This is a genomic window from Clostridium tertium (assembly GCF_902652255.1).
In the GTDB taxonomy this organism is placed as follows: Bacteria; Bacillota; Clostridia; order Clostridiales; family Clostridiaceae; genus Clostridium; species Clostridium tertium_A.
The window spans coordinates 240,007-264,560 of the sequence record NZ_CACRTO010000020.1 but is presented as its reverse complement, the minus strand read 5'-3'; the positions used below and the strand labels follow the sequence as shown (position 1 = coordinate 264,560).

The following is a 24,554-nucleotide window of genomic DNA, read 5'->3' as shown; positions in this document are numbered from 1 at the left end:
GTATAATAATTATCTAATAATCATTATACAGCCTTAATCAATTAAAAGTTAACTATTTGTGAGAAATCTGCAGCAACTAAGCTAGCTCCACCAACTAAAGCTCCGTCTATGTCTGACATAGCCATTTGATCTTTAATAGTGTTTGGCTTAACTGATCCGCCGTATTGAATTCTTATCTTATCAGCAACTTCTTTTCCAAACATTTCAGCTAAAACAGCTCTTATAGCCATAATAGTTTCATTTGCTTGTTCATTTGTAGCAGTTTTTCCAGTTCCTATTGCCCAGATTGGTTCGTAAGCAACAACAACTTTTTCTGCTAATTCTTTAGATAATCCTTCTAAATCAGCTTTAATTTGTGCTCCAACAACATCATTAGTTGTTCCGTTTTCTCTTTGCTCTAAAGATTCTCCACAGCAAAGGATTGGAGTTAAGTTATGAGCAAATGCAGCCTTAACTTTCTTGTTTAAAGCTTCATCTGTTTCATTGAAGTATTCTCTTCTTTCACTATGTCCTAATACAACATAGCTAACTCCCATAGCTTCAAGCATTCCTGGAGCAACTTCTCCTGTGAAAGCTCCTTTTTCTTCAAAGTGCATGTTTTGAGCAGCAACTTTAATGTTTGATCCTTCAACTGCTTTTAAAACAGCATCTAAACAAACAAAAGTAGGGCATACTACAACATCACATGTAGCATTTGCTACTAATGGTTTTAATTCTTCTACAACTTTTACAGCCTCAGCTGGAGTATAATGCATCTTCCAGTTTCCAGCGATAATTGGTTTTCTCATTTAAATCACCTCTTATTTTTAATGGGAAGAATGAAGAAATGAAAGAGTGAAAAAATTTATGAAGTTATTCAACTAAGTTGAATAATTAAAATCAAATTTAATTTTATAACTTCACTTAAATAAAATTATAAATATTTTTGATTTACTTAATCCAGTTAACTGGATTATTTTCATAATCCTTTCATTTTTATTTAAAAGTACAACCTTTAAATATAACTTTCATTTTTCAATTCTTCACTTTCTTTAATCCAACTTTGTCTGGATTACTTCCTTAATTCTTTCATTATAGTAAAAAGTGCAACTTTTAACTATAATTTTCATTTTTTCATTTTTTCATTAATAAATAAAACTTGTTTTTATTTATTATTTAAAGCTTCTATTCCTGGTAAAGCCTTACCTTCTAAGAATTCTAGAGAAGCTCCGCCACCTGTAGAGATGTGAGTCATCTTGTCTCCAAATCCTAAGATATTAACAGCTGCAGCTGAGTCTCCTCCACCGATAACTGTTGTTGCATCTGCATCAGCCATAGCCTTAGCAACTGCAATTGTTCCCTTGTTGAAGTTATCGAATTCGAATACTCCCATTGGTCCGTTCCAAATAACTGTTTTAGCATCTTTAATTGCATCAGCATATAAAGCTTCAGTCTTAGGTCCGATATCTAATCCCATGTTTCCAGCTGGAATGTTTTGATCTTCTGTAACTACTGCTTCAACATCTTTGAATTCTGCAGCAATTCTGTGGTCAACTGGTAATAAGAACTTAACTCCCTTTGCAGCTGCCTTTTCGATCATTTCCTTAGCGTAATCAATTCTATCAGCTTCTACTAAAGAAGATCCTACTTCATATCCTTGAGCTTTTAAGAATGTGTAAGCCATTCCTCCGCCGATGATTAGTGTATCAACTTTTTCTAATAAGTTGTTTATAACAGCTATCTTATCTGAAACCTTAGCTCCACCTAATATAGCAACGAATGGTCTAACTGGATTGTTTACAGCTTCTCCTAAGAACTTTAATTCTTTTTGAATTAAGTATCCACATACAGCTGTATCTAAATAATCTGTAACACCTACAGTTGAGCAGTGAGCTCTGTGAGCTGTACCAAATGCATCGTTAACAAATATATCAGCTAAAGAAGCTAATTCTTTAGAGAATTCTTCTATGTTCTTAGTTTCTTCTTTTCTGCATCTTGTATTTTCTAATAATACAACATCGCCATCTTTCATAGCTTCAACAGCAGCTTTAGCATTAGCTCCTACTACTTCTTCATCTCTAGCAAAAACTACTTCTTTGTTTAGCATTTCGCTTAATCTCTTAGCAACTGGAGCTAAAGACTTAGAAGCATCTTTTCCTAAGTGTGAGCAAAGGATAACTTTTGCTCCATTATTTATTAAATAGTTTATAGTTGGTAATGCACCATTTAATCTATTTTCATCAGTTATAACTCCATCTTTTAGTGGAACGTTGAAGTCACATCTTACTAAAACCTTTTTGCCTTTAACTTCGATATCTTCTATAGTTTTCTTATTAAAGCTCATTGATTTCACCTCTTAATTTATTTTATTTATTAAAAATAATTTGCTTATAATTTAAAATTGGTCTGGCCTCATAGATTTTCTATAAAACCAGACCAATAATTAATGCTCTATTTCAAGTATTACTTAACTATTTAATTATCTAGTTACGAAGTACTTTAAAGTTCTTATTAATTGGTTAGTGTATGACATTTCATTGTCGTACCAAGCAGCAACCTTAACTAATTGCTCTTCTCCAACAGTCATAACCTTTGTTTGAGTTGCATCGAATAATGAACCGTAAGTGATTCCGATTACGTCTGATGAAACTATTTCATCTTCAGTGTAACCAAATGATTCATTAGCAGCAGCAGCCATAGCAGCGTTGATTTCTTCAACAGTTGCTTTCTTGTCTAAAGTTACAACTAATTCAGTTAATGAACCTGTAGTAACTGGAACTCTTTGAGCACCACCATCTAATTTTCCTTTTAATTCTGGAATAACTAAACCAATTGCTTTAGCAGCTCCAGTTGAGTTTGGAACGATGTTAGCAGCAGCAGCTCTACCTCTTCTTAAATCGCCTTTTCCGTGAGGACCATCTAATGTATTTTGGTCATTAGTGTAAGCGTGAATTGTAGTCATAAATCCTTTTTGGATTCCGAACTTATCGTTTAATACTTTAGCCATTGGAGCTAAGCAGTTAGTAGTACATGAAGCACCTGAAACTACTGTTTCGCTTCCATCTAATATATCGTTATTTACGTTGTAAACTACAGTCTTGATGTCTCCAGTTGCAGGAGCTGAAATAACAACCTTCTTAGCACCAGCTTGTAAGTGTAAGCCAGCTTTTTCTTGAGAAGTGAAGAATCCAGTACATTCTAATACTACGTCAACGTTTAATTCTTTCCATGGTAAGTCTGCAGGATTTCTTTCAGCTGTAACTTTTATTTCTTTTCCATTAACAACGAAAGCTCCTTCTTTAACTTCTATTTCTCCATTGAATCTTCCTTGTGAAGAATCATATTTGAATAAGTGAGCTAAAGTCTTAGCATCAGTTAAGTCATTGATTGCTACCACGTTGAATTCTGGGTTTTCAATCATTAATCTTAATGCTAATCTTCCTATTCTTCCAAAACCATTAATTGCTACATTTACCATTTGCAATTACCTCCTAAAAATAGTTATATTTAAAATTTTAAAAATTTTAAGCTAATTTATTATGTTCTTTGATGAACTCCACAATCTTTTTGCCAGCTGCTTCGTCAGTTACTAGTATAGCATTATGATTGTTCATCATAGTCGCAATAATAGCATCAACTTTATTTTCCCCAGCAGCCACTGCAATATGTGTGTTAATTTTTCTTGCTTCATTAATATTTATTCCAATTGAAGTATTTTCTGATACTACTTTAGAATCTTTGTTAAAATAGCATCCAAAGGCTTCTCCAACAGCTCCTAAAGATTTAAGCTTATTGAACTCTTCAATAGATACATCTCTTTTTTCTGCCATTACTAAGGCTTCACCAATACCATATATTAAAATATCTGCTTTATGTATATTGTCTATTACTTCTTTTATTTCTTTTTCTTTTAATAAGGTATCTAAGAGATTTAAGCTTAGATTTTCTGGAATATGAAGCAATTTGTAAGCACCATTTAACTTTTGAGCTAAAGATGCAGCTAATGTGCTTGCTTGTATTTCAACTTTTCTTCCCATTCCGCCTCTAGCTGGAACAACAAGAATATTCGAAACATTATTAATCTTTGGTACAGCTTCAACAAACTCTTTTATAGTGTTTCCACCTGTTATGGCTATAATATTGTTATCTTTAATTATAGATTTTAAACACTGAGCTGTAGCTTTTCCAATTTCCTTTAAGATAGTCTTGCTTTTTTTTACATCTCCTGGAACAATTATCACTTCTTTTAATCCAAGGAAATTCTTAATGCTGTCTTCAATATCTGATAAACCTTTTATTTCATGAATAAATTCTTTAAGTTTATCAACTATTTCTTCCCCTTCTTCTGTAACTGTCATTCCTGGTGTATTAATTTCAATTAGATTTTGAGACTTTAAAAAATTTATTTCATTTCTTACAATTCTTTCTCCAAGATCTAATTGATTTGCTAAAACACGTCTTCCTATAGGCTGATTGTAATATATAGTCCTTAGAATACTATAACGCTTTTCTAGGACTTCTACAAGTTCAGGAACTATTTTTTTCTGTAAAGATAATATTTCCTGCACTGTCAACCCTCCTTTGGTCAAAAAATGTCCCATATATAATATATATGTCCCACATCTAATATTATAAAACACTTCTATAAATTTTAAAAGTACTTTCTTTAAAGTTTTCTAAAAGTTTTACAATTATTTAGCATATTACCTTTAATGAGGAAGAATATATATCTTTGTAACCTCTTCCTCATTATTCATATTTACTTACTTCTTATAACTTTATATTGCCTTATACAACTCTTTATTACTTATCTAATTTTAGTATAATCTTTTTTCTTTATTCTATTCTTTTCCTTTTACTTGAAGACTTTATTCCAAGTTCTTCTCTATACTTAGCTACAGTTCTCCTTGAAATATTTAACTTCTTTTTGTTTAATTCATCACAAATTATTTGATCTGATAGAGGTTTTTTCTTATCCTCTTCATCTATCATTTCTTTAATTTGCTTCTTAATATTAACAACTGCTACTTCTTCATCATTATTTTTTGAAGTACTTAAGCCACTTGTAAATAAGTCTTTAATCTTTACAGTTCCAAAACTGGTTAATATATATTTCTCTTTAATTGCTCTACTAACTGTTGATTCATGAATATTAAGCATTTCAGCCATTTCCTTTAAAGTCATTGGCTTTAAATACTTTTGTCCCTTATCAAAATAATCTTTTTGCTTTTCAACTACTTTTTCTAATATTCTAAGTAAGGTACTTTTCCTTTGCTCAATACTTTTAATTAAAAACATTGCGCTATTAAGCTTTTCCTTAACATAACTTTCGGTGTTTTTATCCTCTTCACTATTAATAATATCCTTATATAAATTACTAATTGAAAGTCTTGGTATTACACCTTCATTCATAATAACAAAATACTCACCATCAATTTTTCTAATAGCCGCATCTGGAATAATAAATTTTACATCATCTCCAGTAAAAAATCCTCTTGATGGCTTAGGTTCAAGTCCTTTTATTATATCTCCTAAATCTTGTGCTTCTTTAGGAGTAATCTTTAAATTTTTAGCAATAACATTAAATTTATTATCCGCAATTAAGTCTAAATACTCATCTATTATTTCTTCAAGATTCTCATCTAACATTCCCTTTTTAATTAATTGAATCTTTAAGCATTCCTTTAAATCTCTAGCTCCAATTCCATCTGGTTCTAAATCTTGTAGAATTTCTAAAGCCTCTTCTCCTAATTCTATAGAAATGTTCAATTCTTTACATATATCTTCAAGAGGCATGTCCAAATAACCTCTGCTATCTATATTTTCTATCATATATGAAACAATTGCCTTCTTATATTCATCTTCATCAGCTTCAATCAGTTGCTCTTGTAAATATTCAGTAAGGGATTCGCTTTTAGATATAAAATTAAAGGGTGAAACCTCATCATCCTTATTATAATCACCATAGCTTTGATTTCCGTAATTATCGAATTCTAAGTACTTTATCATTTCCTTATAATCAATTTTATCTTCAAACTTCTTTTCTTCTTGCACGAAGTCAAAATCGCCTTCAAGAATAGGATTTTCTAAGAATTCTTTTTCTATATATTCTCTTAAATCATAAGTAGACATCTGCAATAACTTAATAGATAATTGCATTTGCTGAGTCATTATTAACCTTTGTTCCTGGGTAAGATTTAAATTAAAATCTAATTTCATATATCACACCTTCATCCTATAGAGACATTGTATTATTGCGTCTTATTTGTTAATTCTAATTTAATAATTATTATGTTAGTATTTTATAAAATTAATAAAACCTTATATTCTTCAATTATCTAGATGAAACAAACTCTTATAAAATGTTCTTTTATTTTAAATTATTTTTATTAATAATTTAAAAATTTTATTAAAATATTATTAACCTTTATTCTAATAATAGTATAAACTCTACTCTAAGATTCTATCAACCATATATAACTTCAAAAACAAAATTTTTCTTGATGTTTCTCATTATTACTTTAAATAATATAGGTTTTTGCAATTATTTTAATTTTATAAAAATTATTTAAACATTTTCAATTTAATATAAATATAGCAATGATAGAGCTATTTACTAGATACTTTATCATTTTTACTTAAAGAAACTATATTTTATACCTTTTATATTTTTATCCATATAAAAAATGCGTACCATATAATTTTATGATACGCATTTTTTAATTCTTTTTACTTACTTAAAAAGAAAAATCCACAAGCTCTATTTCCAGAATGTATTCCTACTGCACAACCTGGAGTAGTTTCTATATACTTAATATTATTTTCTTCTAAATACTTTTTAAGTTCAGCCTTGATTTCTGGGCTTACTATTTCTATTAGCATTACTGGCTCGTTTTTATCTGGATTACCATTTTCATAATCAGAAATAATTTTCTTTATTACCTTCTTATTTCCTCTTATCTTATCTTTAGCAACCATCATTCCATCTTCAAATCCAATTATTACTCTAAGACCTAAGGCAGTACCTATAGCACCTGCAGTTTTAGAGATTCTTCCACCTCTTACTAGGTTTTCTAAAGATTCGAAACAAAGAGATGCATTCATCTTATGTTTCATACCATCTATCTCTTTCTTTATTTCTTCAGCAGTAAATCCTTTATCTCTAAGTTCACATGCTTTTAATACGAAGAATCCTTGCGCTGATGTAATTACTTGAGTATCTACTATAACTATATCATCAGATTCTATCATATCTTTAGCTATACATGCAGAGTTATATGTTCCACTCATATTTGAAGACATAAGAATTGCTAATACTTTATAACCTTCATCTAATGATTTTCTAAAGTACTCTTCAAATCTGCTTGGAGTTATTTGAGCAGTTGTTGGCAATATCTTATCTTGCTCTATTTTTTCTTGCATTTCTTTTAGGTTAATTTCTTCTCTATCTACGTAACTTTTATCTCCAAAGTTTATTAGCACTGGTAGTATCTCAATATCATTTTCTTTTATTAATTCTTCTGGAATATCTAGACAACTATCTGTAACTATTTTTATTTTTTCCATTTTTATTCCCCCTAATTTACTTCATTTCAGGAAAACCAATTTGTCTTAATGCCTCATATGCTACTATTGCAACTGTGTTTGAAAGATTTAAACTTCTTGTGCTAGTTTTTATCATCGGAACTCTAATTCCTCTATGAGCCATATGTACTTCTTCAGGAACACCAGAAGATTCTCTACCAAACATTATGAAATCACCTTCTTTATACTCAACTTCATCATAATGATCTGCTGCATGAGTACTTGATAAGAAAATTCTTTCATTCCCATATTTTTTCATAAAATCTTCATAACTTTCATGAATTTCTAATTTTAGTTCGCTCCAATAATCTAACCCAGCTCTTTTAACTTGTTTATCATCAATTTTAAATTTCATTGGTTTTATTAAATGTAGCGTTGAGTTAGTCAAAACGCAAGTTCTAGCTATGTTACCTGTATTTTGAGGTATCTCAGGCTGATATAATACTATATTTAAATTATTCATATATTCTTACCTCCACTAAAAAAGTAAGATGAATCCATCTTACTCATAATACCATAATAAAAATAATACTATATGAAAACTCATTAGTCAAAGTCATTTGAACTTTATTAACAGAATATTTTTTTATTCAATATATAAAGCACTATTTTCTACAAGATATCCTACTATTCTTTAATTTTAAGCATTACTTTTTTCTAGTTTATCTCAATATATTCTATAATTAATATTCTTTTAACTAGAGTATTAAACTCATTTAATCAATATGAAATATCTTTTTTAATGCCTTAGCTACTCCATCTTCTTTATTAGTATCTGTAACAAAGTCAGCAAGTTCTTTTACTCTATCTATAGCATTTCCCATTGCAACTCCAAGCCCAGCATACTCAATCATAGAAATATCATTTTCATTATCTCCAATACATACTATTTCTTCTCTTTTGAAGCCATAATAATCTGCTAAAGCTTTCACTGCCCTACCTTTTGATACACCTCTATTATTAATTTCAAGGCTCCTACTTCCTGATCCAAAACATACAACATCATCAAATTCATTTAATTTATTCCTAAGTTCTAATAATTTTTCAGGCTCTAATGAAAAAGCTATGCTTTTAGTGATTTTACCATTTTTTCTAGCGAAGAATTCTTTCCATCTTTCTAAATTATTAATTACATTATAGTGAATCTTTAAATTATCATGACCAATTTGCTTTGTCATATATAATTTAGTTGCAAGCTTAGTAATATAATTTCCACAGTATATTTCATCTGATGTATAGAAGTGGAATAATAAACCTAAACTTTCAAGAGTTTCAACTAATTTAATGCATGTTTCTGTTTTAATAGGATTTTCATATATTATTTTGTTTGTGTATTTATCTCTAACTATAGCTCCATTTGCTGCAATAACTGGAGACTTTACACCTAAAAGATGAGAGTAATAAGCAGCATTATTGTATATTCTTCCTGTAGTTACTACTACTTCTATACCCTTATCATGTAATATTTTAATCACTCTCTTGCTTTCATCTGATATTTTTCTTCCTTTACCTAGTAAAGTTCCATCCATATCAATGCAAACCATCTTGTATGTCATAAATACTCCTTCATGAAATCTTTTATTTTATAATTATGATATCATTATAATTTTATTTCAACAATAAACTTAACAAGATAATAACATAAAAAATGCAAAGCATTTTAAAATGAAAAAATTAAGGTAATGAAAGAATGAAAAAATTGAGGAGGAGGTTTTGCTATGCAAAACCTCCTTAATTTAAATACTCTCTTATAAAAAATCCTTATTTTTTATAAGCATTCTTTCATTTCTTCATTTTTTAATTCTTTCATTAATAAAATGCTTCGCATTTTATGCCTAGTTGTTTGGTTTTGTATCAGGCTTTGTTTCATCATCCTTTTTATCAGAAGTTTCTTCTTTTTTTGAGTCCTCTTTCTTAGGCTCTTCTTTCTTAGGAGCTTCTTTCTTCTTAGTACCCTTTTTAACAACTGTATCTGTTGTCATATAAACATCTGTAGCAATAAACTCTCTATCTACTTCTACTCCATTTTCATAAGTAACTTGATATGAACTAGCCTTATATCCTGGCATTCCATGAGATACAACTTTTTCAGTTCCTTCTTCCATAGTTGGATCATCTTCATACTTAACTTCTGGATTATATTTTTCATGAATTTCATTTACTAAATCATAAGTTTTATTTCCCATAGCTTCAACATTTCCGTATAAAGTAAAGTTAACTTCTCCACCACTAACATATCCTTGAATATATACTGGGAAATCATAAGTATTTACAAACTTATAATCTATATATGGATTAGCTACCGTTGCATCTAATCCCGGTTCAGAATAAGAAACTGTAAGAGAGTGATTCATTCTTTCTGTTGATCTAATATTTGCTCTCATTACTGCTCTATAAAGCGTTGTTGAAACTTGACATATTCCACCACCATAATCAGGAACTATTTCATTTCCAACATAAGTATTAGCTTTTTCATAACCTTTTTCTGGGGTAGTATCTCCGATTAATCCATTATAACTAAACTCGTCTCCTGGCATAAGTATGGTTCCATTAACTATATCAGCTGCAAGCTCCATATTCTTAACTCTGCCATCACCAGTATTAACATAAGATGTACTATAGCTACTTATCTTACCAGTTATACTAGCTAAATCTTCAGCTTTTATTCTAGCTTCTTCAACTACTAAATCAAATGTTAGTATCGCTTCGTGACTTGGATCTCCATTTATATTTTCAACAAGCTTGTTATGAAGTTCTTCCTTATCTATAGTTTTTCCTGAAACCTCATCAACAATAGAAATATTCCCTGAATTTATTTCAATTGTAGCATTTTTAGGCTTTACTCCTACTTCATTAATAACCTTATCTTCAAAGGCTAATAAAGCTTCTTCATTATAAGAAAGTTTTGTATCTACATTAGTTGTCTTTTTTCCCTTTACATATGAATTCTTAGTAAAAATGCCATCATCTTTTCCTACTAACATAGCTGCCTTTACTACTTCTTCTGGATTATAAGTTGGCTTTAATTCATCATAAGTTAGTTCTAAAGACTTGTCCTCAACTTGAACTACTAACTTCTTGTCCAAAATCATATTAGGTAATTTTTCTTCAAGCAATTTAGCTGCTTCTTCCTCATTTAATCCACCTAAGTCTACACCATAAACAGTTACACCTGGATATATCTTATCTTGCCATGATGCTACTTTTTTATTAACTGAAAAAATATAACTTATTATACCTATTATCAACACTAAAATTACTATACCAGCTAATATCAAAGTATTCTTATTTATTTTTTTCAACTGCCCCACTCCCTTCTTATTAAGTATAATAAACATAACCGTTCATATTAATATTATATAATATTTTTTCTCTAAATTTAACATAAATATGTTAATAATATTTAATTTTAATAAATAATTACTACATAAATATGTATATTCTGTTAAGCAAATAAAAATGCTGCTAATACTTAGCATTGTAGTATTAGCAGCTTATTTTTTTATACAACTACTTTACTTCTAATTTGAGAAGTTTCACCATCATTATCAAAAGCTTCTATTGATATATTTATTGGTGCATTAGTCTTAACAGGTAATTCCCTTAATGGTATTTCAAAACTTGTATCATTCTTATCAACAGTTCCAATCCAATATCCATTTGCAAAAATATTATATCCTAGTAAATCTACATCAGTATTTTTGCTCCAATTTACTCTTAAAACTCCGTCCCTCTTAACAGCTCTTAAATTTCTAACTTGTCTTGGTTGCATAAGAAGATCTACGCTATCTGGTCCCCAGTTTCCATCAACTGGATTTCCAACACCTCTAACAATTTGTTCTTGAGTAAATTGCCAAATTCTCCACCTAGTCCATCCACCCACATTAGGAGGATAAGGTGGATTGCTTGGTATCTCAATGTACATTGCGATCCATAATATCATATTTTTCAAAGGCTGACTTCCATCTGGTAACTTAAAGTCATTATACAACTCTATGAAAAATGTTGCTGTATATAACATTAGCCTTCTTCTAGTCTTTCTCTCAAACCTTCTTCTAAACCTATCAATCCAATCTATTAAAGCTTTAGTACTTATTTTATTCTCTACAGGAGCTTCCACATCTAGAACAGGAAATAAATCACCATAATTTTTATTTCCAAACCCCTCCTGTAATATGTTAATAAAATCATCACATTGAGAATCTGCTGTAGTTAAATCATAAGATGGTATAGCATAATGATAAGCTCCTACTGGTATTCCATAGTCCCTTGCTGACTTTGCAAATTCTAAGAACTTTCTATCTACTCTAAATCTACCAGTCCCTGATCCTGAAGATCTAATATATAGGAAATCTATAGTCCTCGCCAAAGTCTCAAAATTAACATCTTGACTATACTCATTTATGTCTATTCCAAATCTACTATTAGCATTTCTATTTTGCATTTTTCCTCCAAGAATAATAATCTCTATATCATTTTATAAATTACTTTCTTAAAGGTTACTTATATCTATCAATATTATTTCTTATTTTACTGTTTTTAATTTAATAAAGAAGCTAACTTCATTTTCAACACATTCAGCCCAAATTTTACCCCCATGTAGCTCAACTATATTTTTGGAAATAGCAAGACCCAATCCACTTCCTTTTGTATTAGAGTTTCTTGCCTCATCTACTCTATAGAATCTATCAAATAATCTTTCAACTTTTTCTTTAGGTATATTTTCCCCATTATTTTTTATTACTATATTTGCATACCCATTATTTTCATAAGCTGAAACCACTACTCTTCCAGGCTTAAATGAATATTTTATTGCGTTTGAGAATAGATTTTCAAAAACTCTAACCATTTTACCAGCATCAATCTCTACTATTGATTTTTCATCTACAAATCTTGTTACAACTTCTAGCTCACTTTCTTCAAAAACAGGTATATATTCCTCAATTACTTGAGATAAAAATTCAACTATATTTACATTAGTTTTCTCTAAAGATATTCCTCTTGAATTTAATTTGTTATATTCAAATAAATCTTCGATTAACTCTTTAAGTTGAGTTGCTTTATTAAAGGAAATATTTAAATACTCTTTCATCATTTCTTCATTCTCATATTTACCGTCTTTTATCAGGCCAATATATCCCATAACTGAAGTTAGAGGTGTTCTTAGGTCATGTGACACATTAGTAATAAGTTCACTTTTAGTCTGCTCTGATCTTCTTTCAGCTTCAATTCTAATTTGAATTTCTGAAGCCATGTTATTAATATTTTCTGCTAAATTCTTTATTTCATCCTTACCCTTTTCTTCAACTCTATATGATAAGTCTCCACTAGAAATTATTCTAACTCCTGATGCAATTTCTTCTATATACTTCATTTTTCTATTAGTAATTATTATAAATATTGAGATAAATAAAATTACAGAAAGTACTAATGCTAAAAATGAATTTTCATCTACATAATATTCATTAGATATATATGGAGTCGGAGTTTCATAATAAATAAGGTAAGCTCTATCCCCTCCTAGATTCACAGGATATAAAAATACCTTCTCGTCACCTTCATTTGTTGCAGTATTGCTTTTATCTATTACAGCATAAATATCTAATTTTTCTTGAAAATCACCATTTACTTTATATAGTATCTTACCATCTAAATCTGTAATATAAATTTTAGCTTTACTATAGTTATAATTTTCTAAATAACTCTCGATAGTAGCTTTATCACTTAATCCATCAACACTTTCATTATTACTCAAATCCCTTGCAATATTGTTTGCTGTTGATTGAATTGAACCAATATCATATTCAATATTAGTTATAGTTCTATTCTTTGCTAGCATATTATTAGCAAAACCATAGAAAAAGAATGATAAGACAAAACAAATAGCAAATACAACCATAAGCTCGAATCTAATACTTTTTTCTATATTCTTATACACCCACTCACATAACTCCTTAATAAATACTCCTGGTCCTGAATTGTCAAATCTATGAAATAACTTCTTTAAGAAATTTTTAAATCTATTAATAAGTCCAACTTTTTCTTTCTTAATTTTCTCTGTATTGTTCTCATTATTATTCTTATCTTTTTTGTTCTTTTTACCTATCAATTTTATAGCCAACCCCCCACACAGTTTTTATATACTTAGGTTTTCTAGGATCCTCCTCAATCTTTTCTCTTACCTTTCTTATATGAACCATTACAGTATTATCAGACTGCATAAACTCTTGCTTCCAAACACTGTTATAAATATTTTCTATACTAAATACCTTCCCCCTATTTTCAGCAAGTAAAACTAAGATATCAAATTCAGTTGGAGTTAACTTAATTTCTTCTCCTTCTTTGAAAACTTCATGAGTTTCTAGGTTTATAGTAATATCATCTACTTCTAATGTATTCTCAATATTATTAACACTTTCCACTTGTGTAGTTTTGTTAAATCTCTTATATCTTCTAAGTTGAGACTTAACTCTTGCAACTAATTCCAAAGGATTAAAAGGTTTTGTTAAATAATCATCTGCTCCAGTATTAAGCCCTAGTATCTTATCCATATCCTCAGACTTAGCTGATAACATAATAATTGGCATTTCTCTTTCTTCTCTAATTTTTAGACATGCCTCTATTCCATTAACCTTAGGCATCATTATATCTAAAATAATTAAATCAACCTTTTCTTTTTCTAGTAGCTTTAAAGCCTCTTCTCCATTTTCAGCCTTTAAAGTTTCATAACCTTCACCTTTTAAATATATATCTACTAAATCTCTTATTTCCTTTTCATCATCAACTATTAAAATTCTTTCATTACTCATATTTCCACTTTCCTCCAAAAACTTTCCTATAAATAATTAACTAACTACAATCATTTATAAATTTTATAAGATAAGTTTATCATACTCTCATTCCTTATTTATATTTTAGGTAAAATATCTTAATAATAAAGGATAAAATTCCTTAAAAAAATCTTAATTGTGTTAAATTGTACAGGAGTATATAACATATTATGCTCTGTCTCCGTCGCACGCTCCAAGTCGCCCTACGCATAATATGTTATATACTCCTCGAATCATTTTATCTTTTAAACTCACCGGTACTAAATGAAAAAACTCCTTGTGGAGTTTTGATTAAATTTTAGATTTTTCAAAAACATCTAGAATATTACGTTCTGTCGATCTCGCAGGCTCCAAGTCGGTTTACTCACAATATGTTAAATCTCCCTTGAATAATATAATTTTATGGATTAAATGCTACTTAAGGAGGAAATTCAGATGGGCTGATTTTCAATGATTATTGTTAATCTTATAGATACTATTGCAAAACTGTCAATAAAATTTGCTCTTTCAAAATTAAATAATACAGTATTGTAAAAATATGTTATAATTAGTTAAAATACTAATTTAGGAGGATTATTATGAAGAGTTGTACTGAATGTAATCATAAGTTTAGTGTTTATGATAGATTAAAAAATATTTTAAGTTTTAATGGATATTTGAAGTGCAAACAATGTAACTCTGTTTATAAACCTAAACCTAATATATATAGGGGCGTATATACTGGATTAGCTGTTTTTATAACTTCTTTTGGATTTAATTACATTAATTTGAGTAATTTTAAAATAAAAATACTATTGCATTTTTTTATTTTATTTATAGTTTTATCTTTGTTTGATTTTTTACCTCATAGATGGCATAAATATACAAGGATTAAATAAATATAAAATTAGATATTAGTCCATAAAATATCGTACTATTTAAAAATGAATATGCGGTATTTTTTAGTGCGTAATTCAAAATTATCACGCTAAAAGAAGGATATCTATATTGAGAAAATTATAACTTATAACTTTCTCAATATAGATATCCTTTTATTTAGCTTTATAACATAGTTACTTAAGATTTATCCCATGAATCATATAAATTACATATAATTTTTAACCTGTATAAGCATTTATCATCCTGTATTTATTTTCTCCAATTTTCTCTATATCTACAAAAGCAAACTTATTTATTATCCATCCATCCTCTCCATCTACCCCATTACCAGCATACCAAGGACTATATTCATTCGTTGCCTTTATATCATACGAAATACCTACTGTAAAAATATTTTCCCCTTCAGAATATAACTTACAATCTGTTATTTTATAATCTGTTAAAGAAGGTTCTGGTTCCTTATTAATACCATTAACAAGGTTATGAAACCAATCTGTACTCCTAATATTAATATATTCTTCGTAAATAGTCTTCCCTATATATACTTTATCTGTAGAAGTTGTTTCAATTATTGGATAAGCTAAGGCTGAATCTATATACCCTGATTTTGTCTTAACTACTCTTTTAAAATCACTTCTCTCTATTTGAGTTAGAAAAGTTTTTTCAGTACCTTTTACTAATTTATCAGACCATTTTATATTTATATAATTTCCATCAAACTCTCTTAATGGTTTATCTATATATTCCATACCAAGTTTAAGCTCACAAACATTCTTATTTAACTTCACTTTTCTAGAATCAATTTTATATGATTTATCTCCTAAAATTAATTCAACTGGTTTCCTTGCTCCCATCCATTGTGATGGATAAATTATAGTTATATCTGAACCTGAAATTCTTAAGTTATCTCTACTTTGCTTAACTAGTGGCTCCCCTAAAATTTCAGATAATGAACCTTTAATCTCAGTGGAATCTCCATTATATAAACATATTATATTGTCCTTATAATATACATTTTCAGCTGACTTCAACTCTTCTATATCTATTAAAATATAATCACTGGCATAATTAGGTTCACGATAATCATCACCATTAAATATACCTATTTCAATTAAAGCAGCTTTGGCATCACTATATTCATATATAATTATATCATTGTCATTGATATCAACAGTATTAACCTTTGCTGAATATGCATTATCCTTAGTCTCTAATTCTTCCCTCTTCTTTTCCTCTGCTTTAAAATTAGGTATCCCTGCTAAATTTTTAAATATTGTATTATAGGAAATATCCGTATATTCATTAACTCCAAATTCTTTTAATATTTCAGAAGTATCCCCTTCATCTTTATTATAATATTCATTAGATATCCAATATCCTACTAACTTATTTTTATAAATAATAGCTATAGCTTCTTGCAGTCCACGACTTACATCTAAATTATATGAAATAAGTTCTACCTCCAGCCCTAGATAATTAGATAAGTCATATCCATTTTCTAGAGATTTATTAAATCCATTATTTAAAGAAGTAAAATTTTCTATAATATTAGGTAAAGAAATTCTACCTCCATTCCTACTTCCTAAAATAATATTATATCCATCAGCATCAATTTTATTTAAAAATTCAGTATGTACTTCTGAACTTACTTTCCCCTCTGAGTTTTTATAAGTATCTTCATATTCTAGCTTATTATAAAAATCCTTAATTTCTTTTATTACATTATTGTCTACTTTATAAACTATACCATTTAAATATATACTGCCATCAACAAAGCTTATATCATAATTTTCCTTACCTTTAAGATTAATATTAACCTCATACCCCTTGTAATTTCCTTGCTCTTTATCTTTTATTTCTATTGAATTTATATAATCTACAATCTTACTTATATCATCTTTATTATCAATAGATTTCACTTTAGGTGGCGATGGCATAACTGTTATTGTTATACTATTTATTTTAGAGCTATCAACTAAGTTAAACTTTTCAGAAGTTAATTTATTAGTTAAGAGAGCTATAGCTAAAATAAATATTACTAATATTCCTACTAACATAGTCCTAAATCCAAACTTCTTATTTTCAGCAATATTTTTTATTCTATCCTTAAGCCTCTTTTTGTCAGTTATCATGGATGTTGTCCCTGGAATAGGTCTTTTAGAATGAATTAACTGAAGTACATTAATTATTGTATTTCCATAGTTTAAATTTTCTTCTTCTCCTATTTTAGTTAAAACCATTTCATCACAAGCAGCTTCACAATCACTTCTCATTATATTAAATCCAATATAAATTATTGGATTTAACCAATGAATAGCTTTTATTATAGATGTTATCCATGTTACTAAGATATCTTTTCTTTTATAATGGCAAAGCTCATGTGTAATTATATATTTCATTTCTTTTTCACTTACAGAGGTTACAACCTTTAATGGAATTAATATTTTAGGTTTAATTATCCCACAAAGACTAGGACTATTAATTTCATTAGTTACTCTTATTTCAATATTTCTATTTATAGATAATATTTTCTTTTCCTTAGTAATATCAATATCTACATCATAATTCTTATACTCTATATATTCCTTTTTAATACTAAGGTGAAGTTTTAAATAAGATATTAATACCCTTAAAATAAGTATAGAAGCTACACTTATCCAAAGATAAAATATTATTTCTTTATAAGTAAAATTATTGCTTTGTTTATTATTATCATTAACTATATTATTTGCTGGTGAATTAAAATCTGTAGAAATGTAATTATTAATTTCGTCATTAGGTATTCTTTGAATTGTATCTTGATTATTTACTTGTGTATTGCTATTTATAATTGAATTATTACTTTCTTCTATAGAATTAACATTAACTAAGTTAAAAAGACTTAATTTACTTTCTGGGCCAAAAGGAATTATTAATTTTATTAATAAAATAAACCAAAGGTAATATATTATAGACTTTTTCATATGATTTTTTAGTAGTAATCTTATTAGCAAAATTATTCCTATTAAAAAACTTGCAACTATTGAGGATTCAATAATATAACTCATTATTCATCCTCCATATCTAACTTTTCATTTAAAATATCCCTTAGCTCATTTATATCTTCATTAGTTAATTCTTCACTTTTTACCAAGTTTACTATCATATCATTTAATGATCCATTAAAAACTCTTTTCAAAAATGATTGGCTTTCTTCTTTTATACATTCCTCTTCTGATATTAATGAGTAATAAACATACTCCTTGCCATTTTTCCTAAAACCAATAGCTTCTTTGTTTAAAAGTCTGCTAATAAGGCTTTTAATAGTAGTGCTTTTCCATTGTTGCTTTCCATTAAGACTTTCTATAATTTCATTAGAAGTTACTTCTTCTTTTGACCACACTATCTTCATTATTTCCCATTCTGAATCAGATATTTTTGGTAGCTTATTCATTATACCCCTCCTTAGATTACAAATGTAATCTTTAATTTAAGTTTACAAGTGTAATCCATATATGTCAATATTTATTTACCATTATTTCTATTTACTTGTAAAATGTATTATTGCATTATTATGTAAATTAATTTTATAAATTATGTTATAATTATTCAAAGAATACGACAAATTTAGGAGGTCTATCATGGGAGAGCATTTCAAATCATATTCAGCAGTAATGCCAGTAATAATAAATAAAAAAGAAGATAAAACTCAAATACTATTACATCGTAGAAAAGATACAGGATATGATGATGGTAAGTGGGATATGTCAGGAAGTGGACATGTTGATGAGGGGAAACAGCTAAAATGGCTGTTGTAAGAGAAGCTAAAGAGGAGCTTGGAATAAACATAAATCTAGATGATTTATCATTTGCTCACTTAGCTCATCGTGTAAGTTCATCCGGTGGAAGAACTTATTATGATATGTATTTCTTAGTTGAAAAATTTGAAGGAATCCCTAAGATAATGGAGCCAAATAAAGCTTCTGAATTAAAATGGTTCGACTTAGATGATCTTCCAAGTGATATCATGAATATTAGAAAAGTAGCTATTGATAATATTAAAAGTAACATTACATATAGTGAATTAATAGAAAATTAACAGCATACTATAAATTTAAATTATATAAATATTAAAGATAGGAGATTTATATGGAAATTAGAGAAGCCACTAAAGAAGATTTAGAAGAAATTATTATTATAGAAAGCAAGTGTTTTCCTGAAGCTGAAGCAGCTAAAGAAGAAGATTTTCGTAATAGATATGCTGCTTTTAAAGAAAACTTTTTTGTAGCTGTAAAAGATTCAAAGGTTATTGGTTTTATAAATGGATGTACTACTGACAAACCTGAATTACCTGATGAACTATATCACAATACTGAATTACATAATCCTTCTGGAGATTATCAAACTGTTTTTGGATTAGATGTATTACCAGAATATCGTAACTCTGGTGTTGCCTCAGAATTATTAAAGCATTTTATAAGAATATCTAAGGAACGTGGTAAAAAAGGAATGGTTCTAACTTGCAAGGATCACTTAGTCCATTATTATGAAAAGTTTGGTTTTAAACACGTTGGAGTTTCAGACTCTTCTCATGGTGGAGCGAAATGGAATGATATGATATTGCTATTTAAATAAATAAGCGGGCATATATAAGTTACAGTTCCACTTGCTAGTATTTTAACTGCAAGGTAACTTAAACATATATGTGTCCACTTAACTTTATCTATTTAAAAATCTCTACTTAAAATCCCATCAAAAAACATCTTACAAAAAGCGTTTTCTAAAATATTTCTACTTAATTATCTTTAAAGCTATCTCTTTAAATTTATCCACTTAACTATCCACTAAGAAATTAATAAAATATCTTACTAAAATTTATTTCTAATATAAATTTTCTATAGTACTCCAAAAGCAAGTATTAATGCTCCAAATACAATTGATACCATTGACATTAGTTTTATTAGAATATTTATTGAAGGTCCTGTAGTATCTTTAAAAGGATCTCCTACTGTATCTCCAACAACTGCTGCTTTATGACATTCTGAGCCTTTTCCACCTAGCACTCCAGATTCTATATATTTCTTTGCATTATCCCAAGCTCCACCTGAGTTTGACATCATTATAGCCATTGCAAAACCTGTTACTGTTGCTCCTGCTAAAAGTCCTGCTACTCCATTAGGTCCTAGAATAAGGCCAACTATTACTGGCGTAGCTACTGAAATTATTGCTATTGTAATAAGTTCTCTTTGAGCAGACTTTGTACATATATCAATACAAGACTCATAATCTGGCTCTCCCTTTCCTTCCATAAGTCCAGGAATTTCTTTAAATTGTCTTCTTACTTCAACTACTATTTTTGAAGCAGCTCGTCCAACAGCATCCATTGTCTTTGATGAAAATAAGAATGTCACCATTCCACCTATAAATAATCCTATTAAAACTTGAGGGTTTAATATAGATAAGTTAAATTCAAAATTAGAAGTTCCGCTTTTAACTATATTTTCAATAGAATCCTTATATGCTGCTATAAAAGCTAAAGCTGTTAACGCAGCTGAACCTATTGCAAAGCCTTTTCCAGTAGCTGCTGTAGTATTTCCTAGGGAATCTAATGCATCTGTTCTTTTTCTTACTTCTGGATCTTGCTCAGACATTTCAGCAATTCCACCAGCATTATCTGCTATAGGACCATAAGCATCTGTGGCTAAGGTAATTCCCAAGGTAGATAACATTCCTACAGCTGAAATAGCAATTCCATAAAGACCTAAATTAAAATCTTGAGTTCCTCCTGATAAATTAAAACTTATTAATACCGATATAGCTACTATCACTACAGGTATTGCAGTAGATGCCATTCCTAAAGATAATCCACCTATTATTATAGTAGCTGGTCCAGTTTCACTCATTGAAGCCAGATTTCTTGTTGGTTTATAACTATCTGATGTATAGTATTCAGTAAAGAATCCTATTAAAATTCCTGCAAAAAGCCCTGATAATATACTAAAGTAGACTCCTATGTTTTCAGAACCTAATATTTCTCTTACTATAAAATAAGATCCTACTGCTACAATTACTGATGATATATAAACACCTCTTCTTAGGGCTGAAAGTAAGTTCTTTTGACTTGAATCTTCTTTTGCCTTTACAAAAAATGTAGAGAAGATTGATGCAACTACACCTAATGTTGCAACAAGAAGTGGAACCACCGCTCCTTTTGTTGATAGTCCTGCAGCAACAGCTAATGCAGAAGATGAAATTAGGGAACCTACATAAGACTCATAAAGATCAGCTCCCATACCTGCAACATCACCAACATTATCACCAACATTATCTGCAATAACAGCTGGATTTCTTGGATCATCTTCTGGAATCCCTACTTCTACTTTTCCTACTAAATCTGCTCCAACATCTGCAGCCTTTGTAAATATTCCTCCACCAACTCTAGCAAATAAAGCCATTGATGAAGCCCCTATTCCAAAGGTTAAAATATTAGTTGTAACTTGCAGTATTCTTTCTGCTTCTGATAAATCTCTATAATACCAGTCTAAAAATATAAATCCAAGAGCTATATATAAAAGACCTAGAGAAACTACTACAATCCCTATAACAGATCCACTTTTAAAGGAAATTTTCAAAGCTCCATTTAAACTTTTCTTAGCAGCTGTTGTAGTTCTCGAATTAGCTTGAGTCGCAACTTTCATACCTATAAAACCAGTAAGTCCTGACAAAAATCCTCCTATTACAAAAGAAAAAGGAACAAATATTGAAACATACCCAAAAAGGCTCATAATAAGGAATATAACAAACATTATCACAAAAAATATTGTTACTCCTTTGTACTGCCTCTTTAAATATGCATTTGCTCCTTTTCTAATCTTAATAGCAATGCTTCGTACATTTTCATCCCCTTCGTCTTCTTTCATAATGCTTCTTCCTTGATAAGCTGAAAAAAGCAAACCTAAAACTGAACCAAGTAAAACTAAAAGAATAAAGTTCATAATTATTCCCCCTTATATATTGAATATATAAACACTTATTTTACTTTATTATTATACGTTCTAGATTTCAGGAAAGTACTCTTCTTGTCATAAAATGCTAAGCATTTTATTAATGAAATAATGAAAAAATGTTTATAAGAATCTTTACAGATTTTTGTAAGAACATCTATAAATAAAAGAGGTTTTGCATAGCAAAACCCCTACCTTCATTCTTTCATTTTTTCATTACCTTAATTTTTTAATTTAAAATGCTTTGCATTTTAAAACTATTTCTTTAATGAGTATTCAATTATCATATCAATGAAGCTTGAATAATCTATTCCTTTTTCTCCTGCACTTTGAGGGAATAAACTAGTAGCTGTCATACCTGGTAAAGTATTAGCTTCTAGTATATATGGAACATTATCTTCAGTGATTATCATATCTATTCTAGTATAAACTGAACATTTTAAAGCTTTATAAGTATCTAAAGCCATTTTTTTAACTTCATTATAAAGTTCTTCATCTAATTCAATCGGATAATGCTCTGCACCATTTGCTGAGTACTTTTGTTCATAATCATAAAAATCAGTTTTAGCCTTTATAGCTAAGATTGGAAATAACTCATGATCAAATACAGGACATGTAATCTCATTTCCTTTAATGAATTCTTCAATCATTACTTCCTTATCCCACTTAAGGCCTTCAACTACTGCATGCTCTACATCTTCCTTCTTAGTAACCTTAAATGTAGCAACACTTGATCCACCATTAGTAGGCTTAATAAATACTGGGTATCCCATATCTTCTATAGCTTCATAGTCTATTTCATCTACTGAAGATACATTTAACCACTTTGCAGTTCTTATTCCTTTAGCCTTTAAAACACTTTTAGATAAGTCTTTATCCATACATAATGCACTACTTAAAGTATCACATCCTGAATAAGGTATTCCAAGGGTATCTAAAACTGCTTGAACTGAACCATCTTCTCCAAACTTACCATGAAGAGCTAAAAGAGCAAAATCAATTCCTTTTACCTTTTCAATTACGTCCTCTTTACTATCTATAATTATAGGTGTTACTTCATATTTTTCTTTATTAATATGCTGCATTATTGAATTACCACTACTTAATGATACTTCTCTTTCTGAGGATATTCCCCCCATTAATACTCCAACTTTCATAATGTCCTCCAATTACTATTAAATTACTTACTTATTTTTTATACTTATACTGTTATTCTTAGATTTCAAGTTACTTATTTCATAATTATCTTAATTCCATAATATCCTATTAAATAATTAACCCATTACATAATTATATCACTGTATAAAATCTATGAAAAGAATATAGTTGTTTTAAAATGCGAAGCATTTTATTAATGAAAGAATGAAAAAATTAAAGAATATATAAAAAAATCTTTATAGATTTTTTTAGTCATCTTTAAAACAAAGGAGGTTTTGCATAGCAAAGCCTCTTCCTTCATTTTTTCATTCTTTCATTACCTTAATTTTTTCATTTTAAAATGCTTCGCATTTTAAGATGAATTATTATTTCTTCTTAAGTTTTAAGTTTTCCTTATAATATTTGCAGTACTTTGTTAAAGGGCAAATCTCACATTTTGGATTTCTAGCAATACAACATCTTCTACCATGGAAGATTAATAAATGGTGAGTTAAACTCCATTCCCTTTTTGGTAATTCTTTTTGTAATTGCTTTTCAACCTCTAAAACATTTTCTGAATTAGCTAGACCTAATCTATTTGAAACTCTAAAAACATGAGTATCAACTGCTATAGAAGGCACATCAAAAGCATTAGATAAAACTACATTTGCAGTTTTTCTACCTGCACCTGCTAATGAAGTTAATTCTTCCATAGTACTTGGAACTTCTCCATTGAAGTTTTGCTTTAATTGATTGCACATCATTATTAAGTTCTTAGCCTTACTTCTATATAGTCCTATTTGCTTTATTCTACTTTCTAACTCTTCTAAAGATAAAGTTAAAAATGCATCTAAATCAGGATAATCTTTGAATAATGTTTCAGTTACTTCATTAACCTTCTTATCAGTAGTTTGAGCCGATAATATAGTTGCAACTAAAAGTTGAAATGCAGATTCATGGTTAAGCTCACACTTTGCATCTGGATATTCAACCTTCAATATATCTAAAATTTCCTTAGTTCTTTTTTTCATTAAATCACCCACCTTAAGCTATCTTAAAAACAGCTAAATTAATAATTAACAATTAGAAATGTGCAATTAATGTGGTAACTAGTTACAAATTATTAAAATCCTTTTATGAGAACCTATATATTATATAGTTT

19 protein-coding genes and 1 pseudogene are annotated in these 24,554 nt (G+C 28.9%); 3 read left to right on the top strand and 17 right to left on the bottom strand.

Going from position 1 to position 24,554, the window contains the following annotated elements; genetic code table 11:
* Nucleotides 1–41: 41 nt before the first annotated feature.
* The 12 genes from GPX08_RS10190 to GPX08_RS10135 all read right to left on the bottom strand — a co-directional run bounded on the left by GPX08_RS10190 (nt 42) and on the right by GPX08_RS10135 (nt 14,372).
* On the bottom strand, nt 42–788 hold the full coding sequence (locus GPX08_RS10190) for a triose-phosphate isomerase (RefSeq protein WP_136007787.1): 747 nt from the start codon (nt 786–788) through the stop codon (nt 42–44).
* A gap of 356 nt (nt 789–1,144) precedes the next feature.
* Nucleotides 1,145–2,323, bottom strand: coding sequence for a phosphoglycerate kinase (pgk, locus tag GPX08_RS10185; RefSeq protein WP_156626702.1), 1,179 nt, complete (start codon nt 2,321–2,323; stop codon nt 1,145–1,147).
* 135 nt (nt 2,324–2,458) lie between these two features.
* On the bottom strand, nt 2,459–3,457 hold the full coding sequence (gene gap / locus GPX08_RS10180; RefSeq protein WP_136007789.1) for a type I glyceraldehyde-3-phosphate dehydrogenase: 999 nt from the start codon (nt 3,455–3,457) through the stop codon (nt 2,459–2,461).
* A gap of 46 nt (nt 3,458–3,503) precedes the next feature.
* A complete protein-coding gene (locus GPX08_RS10175) occupies nt 3,504–4,547 on the bottom strand; it encodes a sugar-binding transcriptional regulator (RefSeq protein WP_156626701.1) in 1,044 nt (347 codons plus the stop codon).
* A 268-nt stretch (nt 4,548–4,815) separates the two neighbouring features.
* Complete coding sequence (locus GPX08_RS10170; RefSeq protein WP_156626700.1) at nt 4,816–6,198, bottom strand: RNA polymerase factor sigma-54; 1,383 nt, start codon at nt 6,196–6,198, stop codon at nt 4,816–4,818.
* Nucleotides 6,199–6,708: 510 nt separating this feature from the next.
* Nucleotides 6,709–7,545: a DegV family EDD domain-containing protein gene (locus GPX08_RS10165; RefSeq protein ID WP_156626699.1), complete on the bottom strand. Its 837-nt coding sequence runs from the start codon at nt 7,543–7,545 to the stop codon at nt 6,709–6,711.
* 16 nt (nt 7,546–7,561) lie between these two features.
* A complete protein-coding gene (locus GPX08_RS10160; protein ID WP_156626698.1) occupies nt 7,562–8,026 on the bottom strand; it encodes a tRNA (uridine(34)/cytosine(34)/5-carboxymethylaminomethyluridine(34)-2'-O)-methyltransferase TrmL in 465 nt (154 codons plus the stop codon).
* Nucleotides 8,027–8,279: 253 nt separating this feature from the next.
* Nucleotides 8,280–9,119: a Cof-type HAD-IIB family hydrolase gene (locus tag GPX08_RS10155; RefSeq protein ID WP_156626697.1), complete on the bottom strand. Its 840-nt coding sequence runs from the start codon at nt 9,117–9,119 to the stop codon at nt 8,280–8,282.
* Nucleotides 9,120–9,398: 279 nt separating this feature from the next.
* Nucleotides 9,399–10,901 (bottom strand): vancomycin resistance protein, encoded by a 1,503-nt coding sequence (locus GPX08_RS10150; protein ID WP_156626696.1) that lies wholly within the window; start codon nt 10,899–10,901, stop codon nt 9,399–9,401.
* A 164-nt stretch (nt 10,902–11,065) separates the two neighbouring features.
* On the bottom strand, nt 11,066–12,007 hold the full coding sequence (locus GPX08_RS10145) for a muramidase (protein WP_156626695.1): 942 nt from the start codon (nt 12,005–12,007) through the stop codon (nt 11,066–11,068).
* A gap of 81 nt (nt 12,008–12,088) precedes the next feature.
* Complete coding sequence (locus GPX08_RS10140) at nt 12,089–13,669, bottom strand: HAMP domain-containing protein (protein ID WP_156626735.1); 1,581 nt, start codon at nt 13,667–13,669, stop codon at nt 12,089–12,091.
* Entirely contained in the window at nt 13,662–14,372 is a 711-nt protein-coding gene (locus GPX08_RS10135; RefSeq protein WP_156626694.1) for a response regulator, read from the bottom strand. The genes GPX08_RS10140 and GPX08_RS10135 overlap by 8 nt, the downstream gene beginning before the upstream one ends.
* Before the next feature lie 599 nt (nt 14,373–14,971).
* Here GPX08_RS10135 and GPX08_RS10130 point away from each other — a divergent pair.
* On the top strand, nt 14,972–15,271 hold the full coding sequence (locus GPX08_RS10130; protein ID WP_156626693.1) for a hypothetical protein: 300 nt from the start codon (nt 14,972–14,974) through the stop codon (nt 15,269–15,271).
* Nucleotides 15,272–15,490: 219 nt separating this feature from the next.
* On the opposite strand, the gene GPX08_RS10125 is transcribed toward GPX08_RS10130, so the two are convergent.
* Nucleotides 15,491–18,319 carry a hypothetical protein gene (locus tag GPX08_RS10125; protein WP_156626692.1) on the bottom strand — a complete coding sequence of 943 codons (2,829 nt, stop codon included), beginning with the start codon at nt 18,317–18,319 and terminating at the stop codon, nt 15,491–15,493.
* The gene (locus GPX08_RS10120) at nt 18,319–18,705 is read right to left on the bottom strand and encodes a CopY/TcrY family copper transport repressor (RefSeq protein WP_156626691.1); all 387 of its coding nucleotides are present in this window, start codon (nt 18,703–18,705) and stop codon (nt 18,319–18,321) included. The genes GPX08_RS10125 and GPX08_RS10120 overlap by 1 nt, the downstream gene beginning before the upstream one ends.
* A gap of 187 nt (nt 18,706–18,892) precedes the next feature.
* On the opposite strand from GPX08_RS10120, the pseudogene GPX08_RS10115 reads away from it, so the two are divergent.
* Together GPX08_RS10115 and GPX08_RS10110 are read left to right on the top strand one after the other, a co-directional pair.
* A pseudogene (locus GPX08_RS10115) lies at nt 18,893–19,350 on the top strand (NUDIX domain-containing protein).
* 50 nt (nt 19,351–19,400) lie between these two features.
* Nucleotides 19,401–19,886, top strand: a complete 486-nt coding sequence (locus GPX08_RS10110) for a GNAT family N-acetyltransferase (protein WP_156626690.1) — start codon at nt 19,401–19,403, stop codon at nt 19,884–19,886.
* 260 nt (nt 19,887–20,146) lie between these two features.
* Here the strand turns inward: GPX08_RS10110 and GPX08_RS10105 are convergent, their stop codons facing one another.
* The 3 genes from GPX08_RS10105 to nth all read right to left on the bottom strand — a co-directional run bounded on the left by GPX08_RS10105 (nt 20,147) and on the right by nth (nt 24,423).
* A complete protein-coding gene (locus GPX08_RS10105; protein WP_156626689.1) occupies nt 20,147–22,246 on the bottom strand; it encodes a sodium-translocating pyrophosphatase in 2,100 nt (699 codons plus the stop codon).
* Between the two features lie 266 nt (nt 22,247–22,512).
* Complete coding sequence (locus GPX08_RS10100) at nt 22,513–23,412, bottom strand: D-alanine--D-alanine ligase (protein ID WP_156626688.1); 900 nt, start codon at nt 23,410–23,412, stop codon at nt 22,513–22,515.
* Nucleotides 23,413–23,778: 366 nt separating this feature from the next.
* On the bottom strand, nt 23,779–24,423 hold the full coding sequence (gene nth / locus GPX08_RS10095; RefSeq protein ID WP_156626687.1) for an endonuclease III: 645 nt from the start codon (nt 24,421–24,423) through the stop codon (nt 23,779–23,781).
* Nucleotides 24,424–24,554: the final 131 nt, after the last annotated feature.

Excerpts from the sequence above, each read along its gene's own strand:
- GPX08_RS10190 (WP_136007787.1), bottom strand. The coding sequence starts at position 788 with ATGAGAAAACCAATTATCGCTGGAAACTGGAAGATGCATTATACTCCA.
- pgk (WP_156626702.1), bottom strand. The coding sequence starts at position 2,323 with ATGAGCTTTAATAAGAAAACTATAGAAGATATCGAAGTTAAAGGCAAA.
- gap (WP_136007789.1), bottom strand. The coding sequence starts at position 3,457 with ATGGTAAATGTAGCAATTAATGGTTTTGGAAGAATAGGAAGATTAGCA.
- GPX08_RS10170 (WP_156626700.1), bottom strand. The coding sequence starts at position 6,198 with ATGAAATTAGATTTTAATTTAAATCTTACCCAGGAACAAAGGTTAATA.
- GPX08_RS10165 (WP_156626699.1), bottom strand. The coding sequence starts at position 7,545 with ATGGAAAAAATAAAAATAGTTACAGATAGTTGTCTAGATATTCCAGAA.
- GPX08_RS10160 (WP_156626698.1), bottom strand. The coding sequence starts at position 8,026 with ATGAATAATTTAAATATAGTATTATATCAGCCTGAGATACCTCAAAAT.
- GPX08_RS10155 (WP_156626697.1), bottom strand. The coding sequence starts at position 9,119 with ATGACATACAAGATGGTTTGCATTGATATGGATGGAACTTTACTAGGT.
- GPX08_RS10150 (WP_156626696.1), bottom strand. The coding sequence starts at position 10,901 with ATGTTTATTATACTTAATAAGAAGGGAGTGGGGCAGTTGAAAAAAATA.
- GPX08_RS10145 (WP_156626695.1), bottom strand. The coding sequence starts at position 12,007 with ATGCAAAATAGAAATGCTAATAGTAGATTTGGAATAGACATAAATGAG.
- GPX08_RS10135 (WP_156626694.1), bottom strand. The coding sequence starts at position 14,372 with ATGAGTAATGAAAGAATTTTAATAGTTGATGATGAAAAGGAAATAAGA.
- GPX08_RS10130 (WP_156626693.1), top strand. The coding sequence starts at position 14,972 with ATGAAGAGTTGTACTGAATGTAATCATAAGTTTAGTGTTTATGATAGA.
- GPX08_RS10125 (WP_156626692.1), bottom strand. The coding sequence starts at position 18,319 with ATGAGTTATATTATTGAATCCTCAATAGTTGCAAGTTTTTTAATAGGA.
- GPX08_RS10120 (WP_156626691.1), bottom strand. The coding sequence starts at position 18,705 with ATGAATAAGCTACCAAAAATATCTGATTCAGAATGGGAAATAATGAAG.
- GPX08_RS10110 (WP_156626690.1), top strand. The coding sequence starts at position 19,401 with ATGGAAATTAGAGAAGCCACTAAAGAAGATTTAGAAGAAATTATTATT.
- GPX08_RS10105 (WP_156626689.1), bottom strand. The coding sequence starts at position 22,246 with ATGAACTTTATTCTTTTAGTTTTACTTGGTTCAGTTTTAGGTTTGCTT.
- GPX08_RS10100 (WP_156626688.1), bottom strand. The coding sequence starts at position 23,412 with ATGAAAGTTGGAGTATTAATGGGGGGAATATCCTCAGAAAGAGAAGTA.
- nth (WP_156626687.1), bottom strand. The coding sequence starts at position 24,423 with ATGAAAAAAAGAACTAAGGAAATTTTAGATATATTGAAGGTTGAATAT.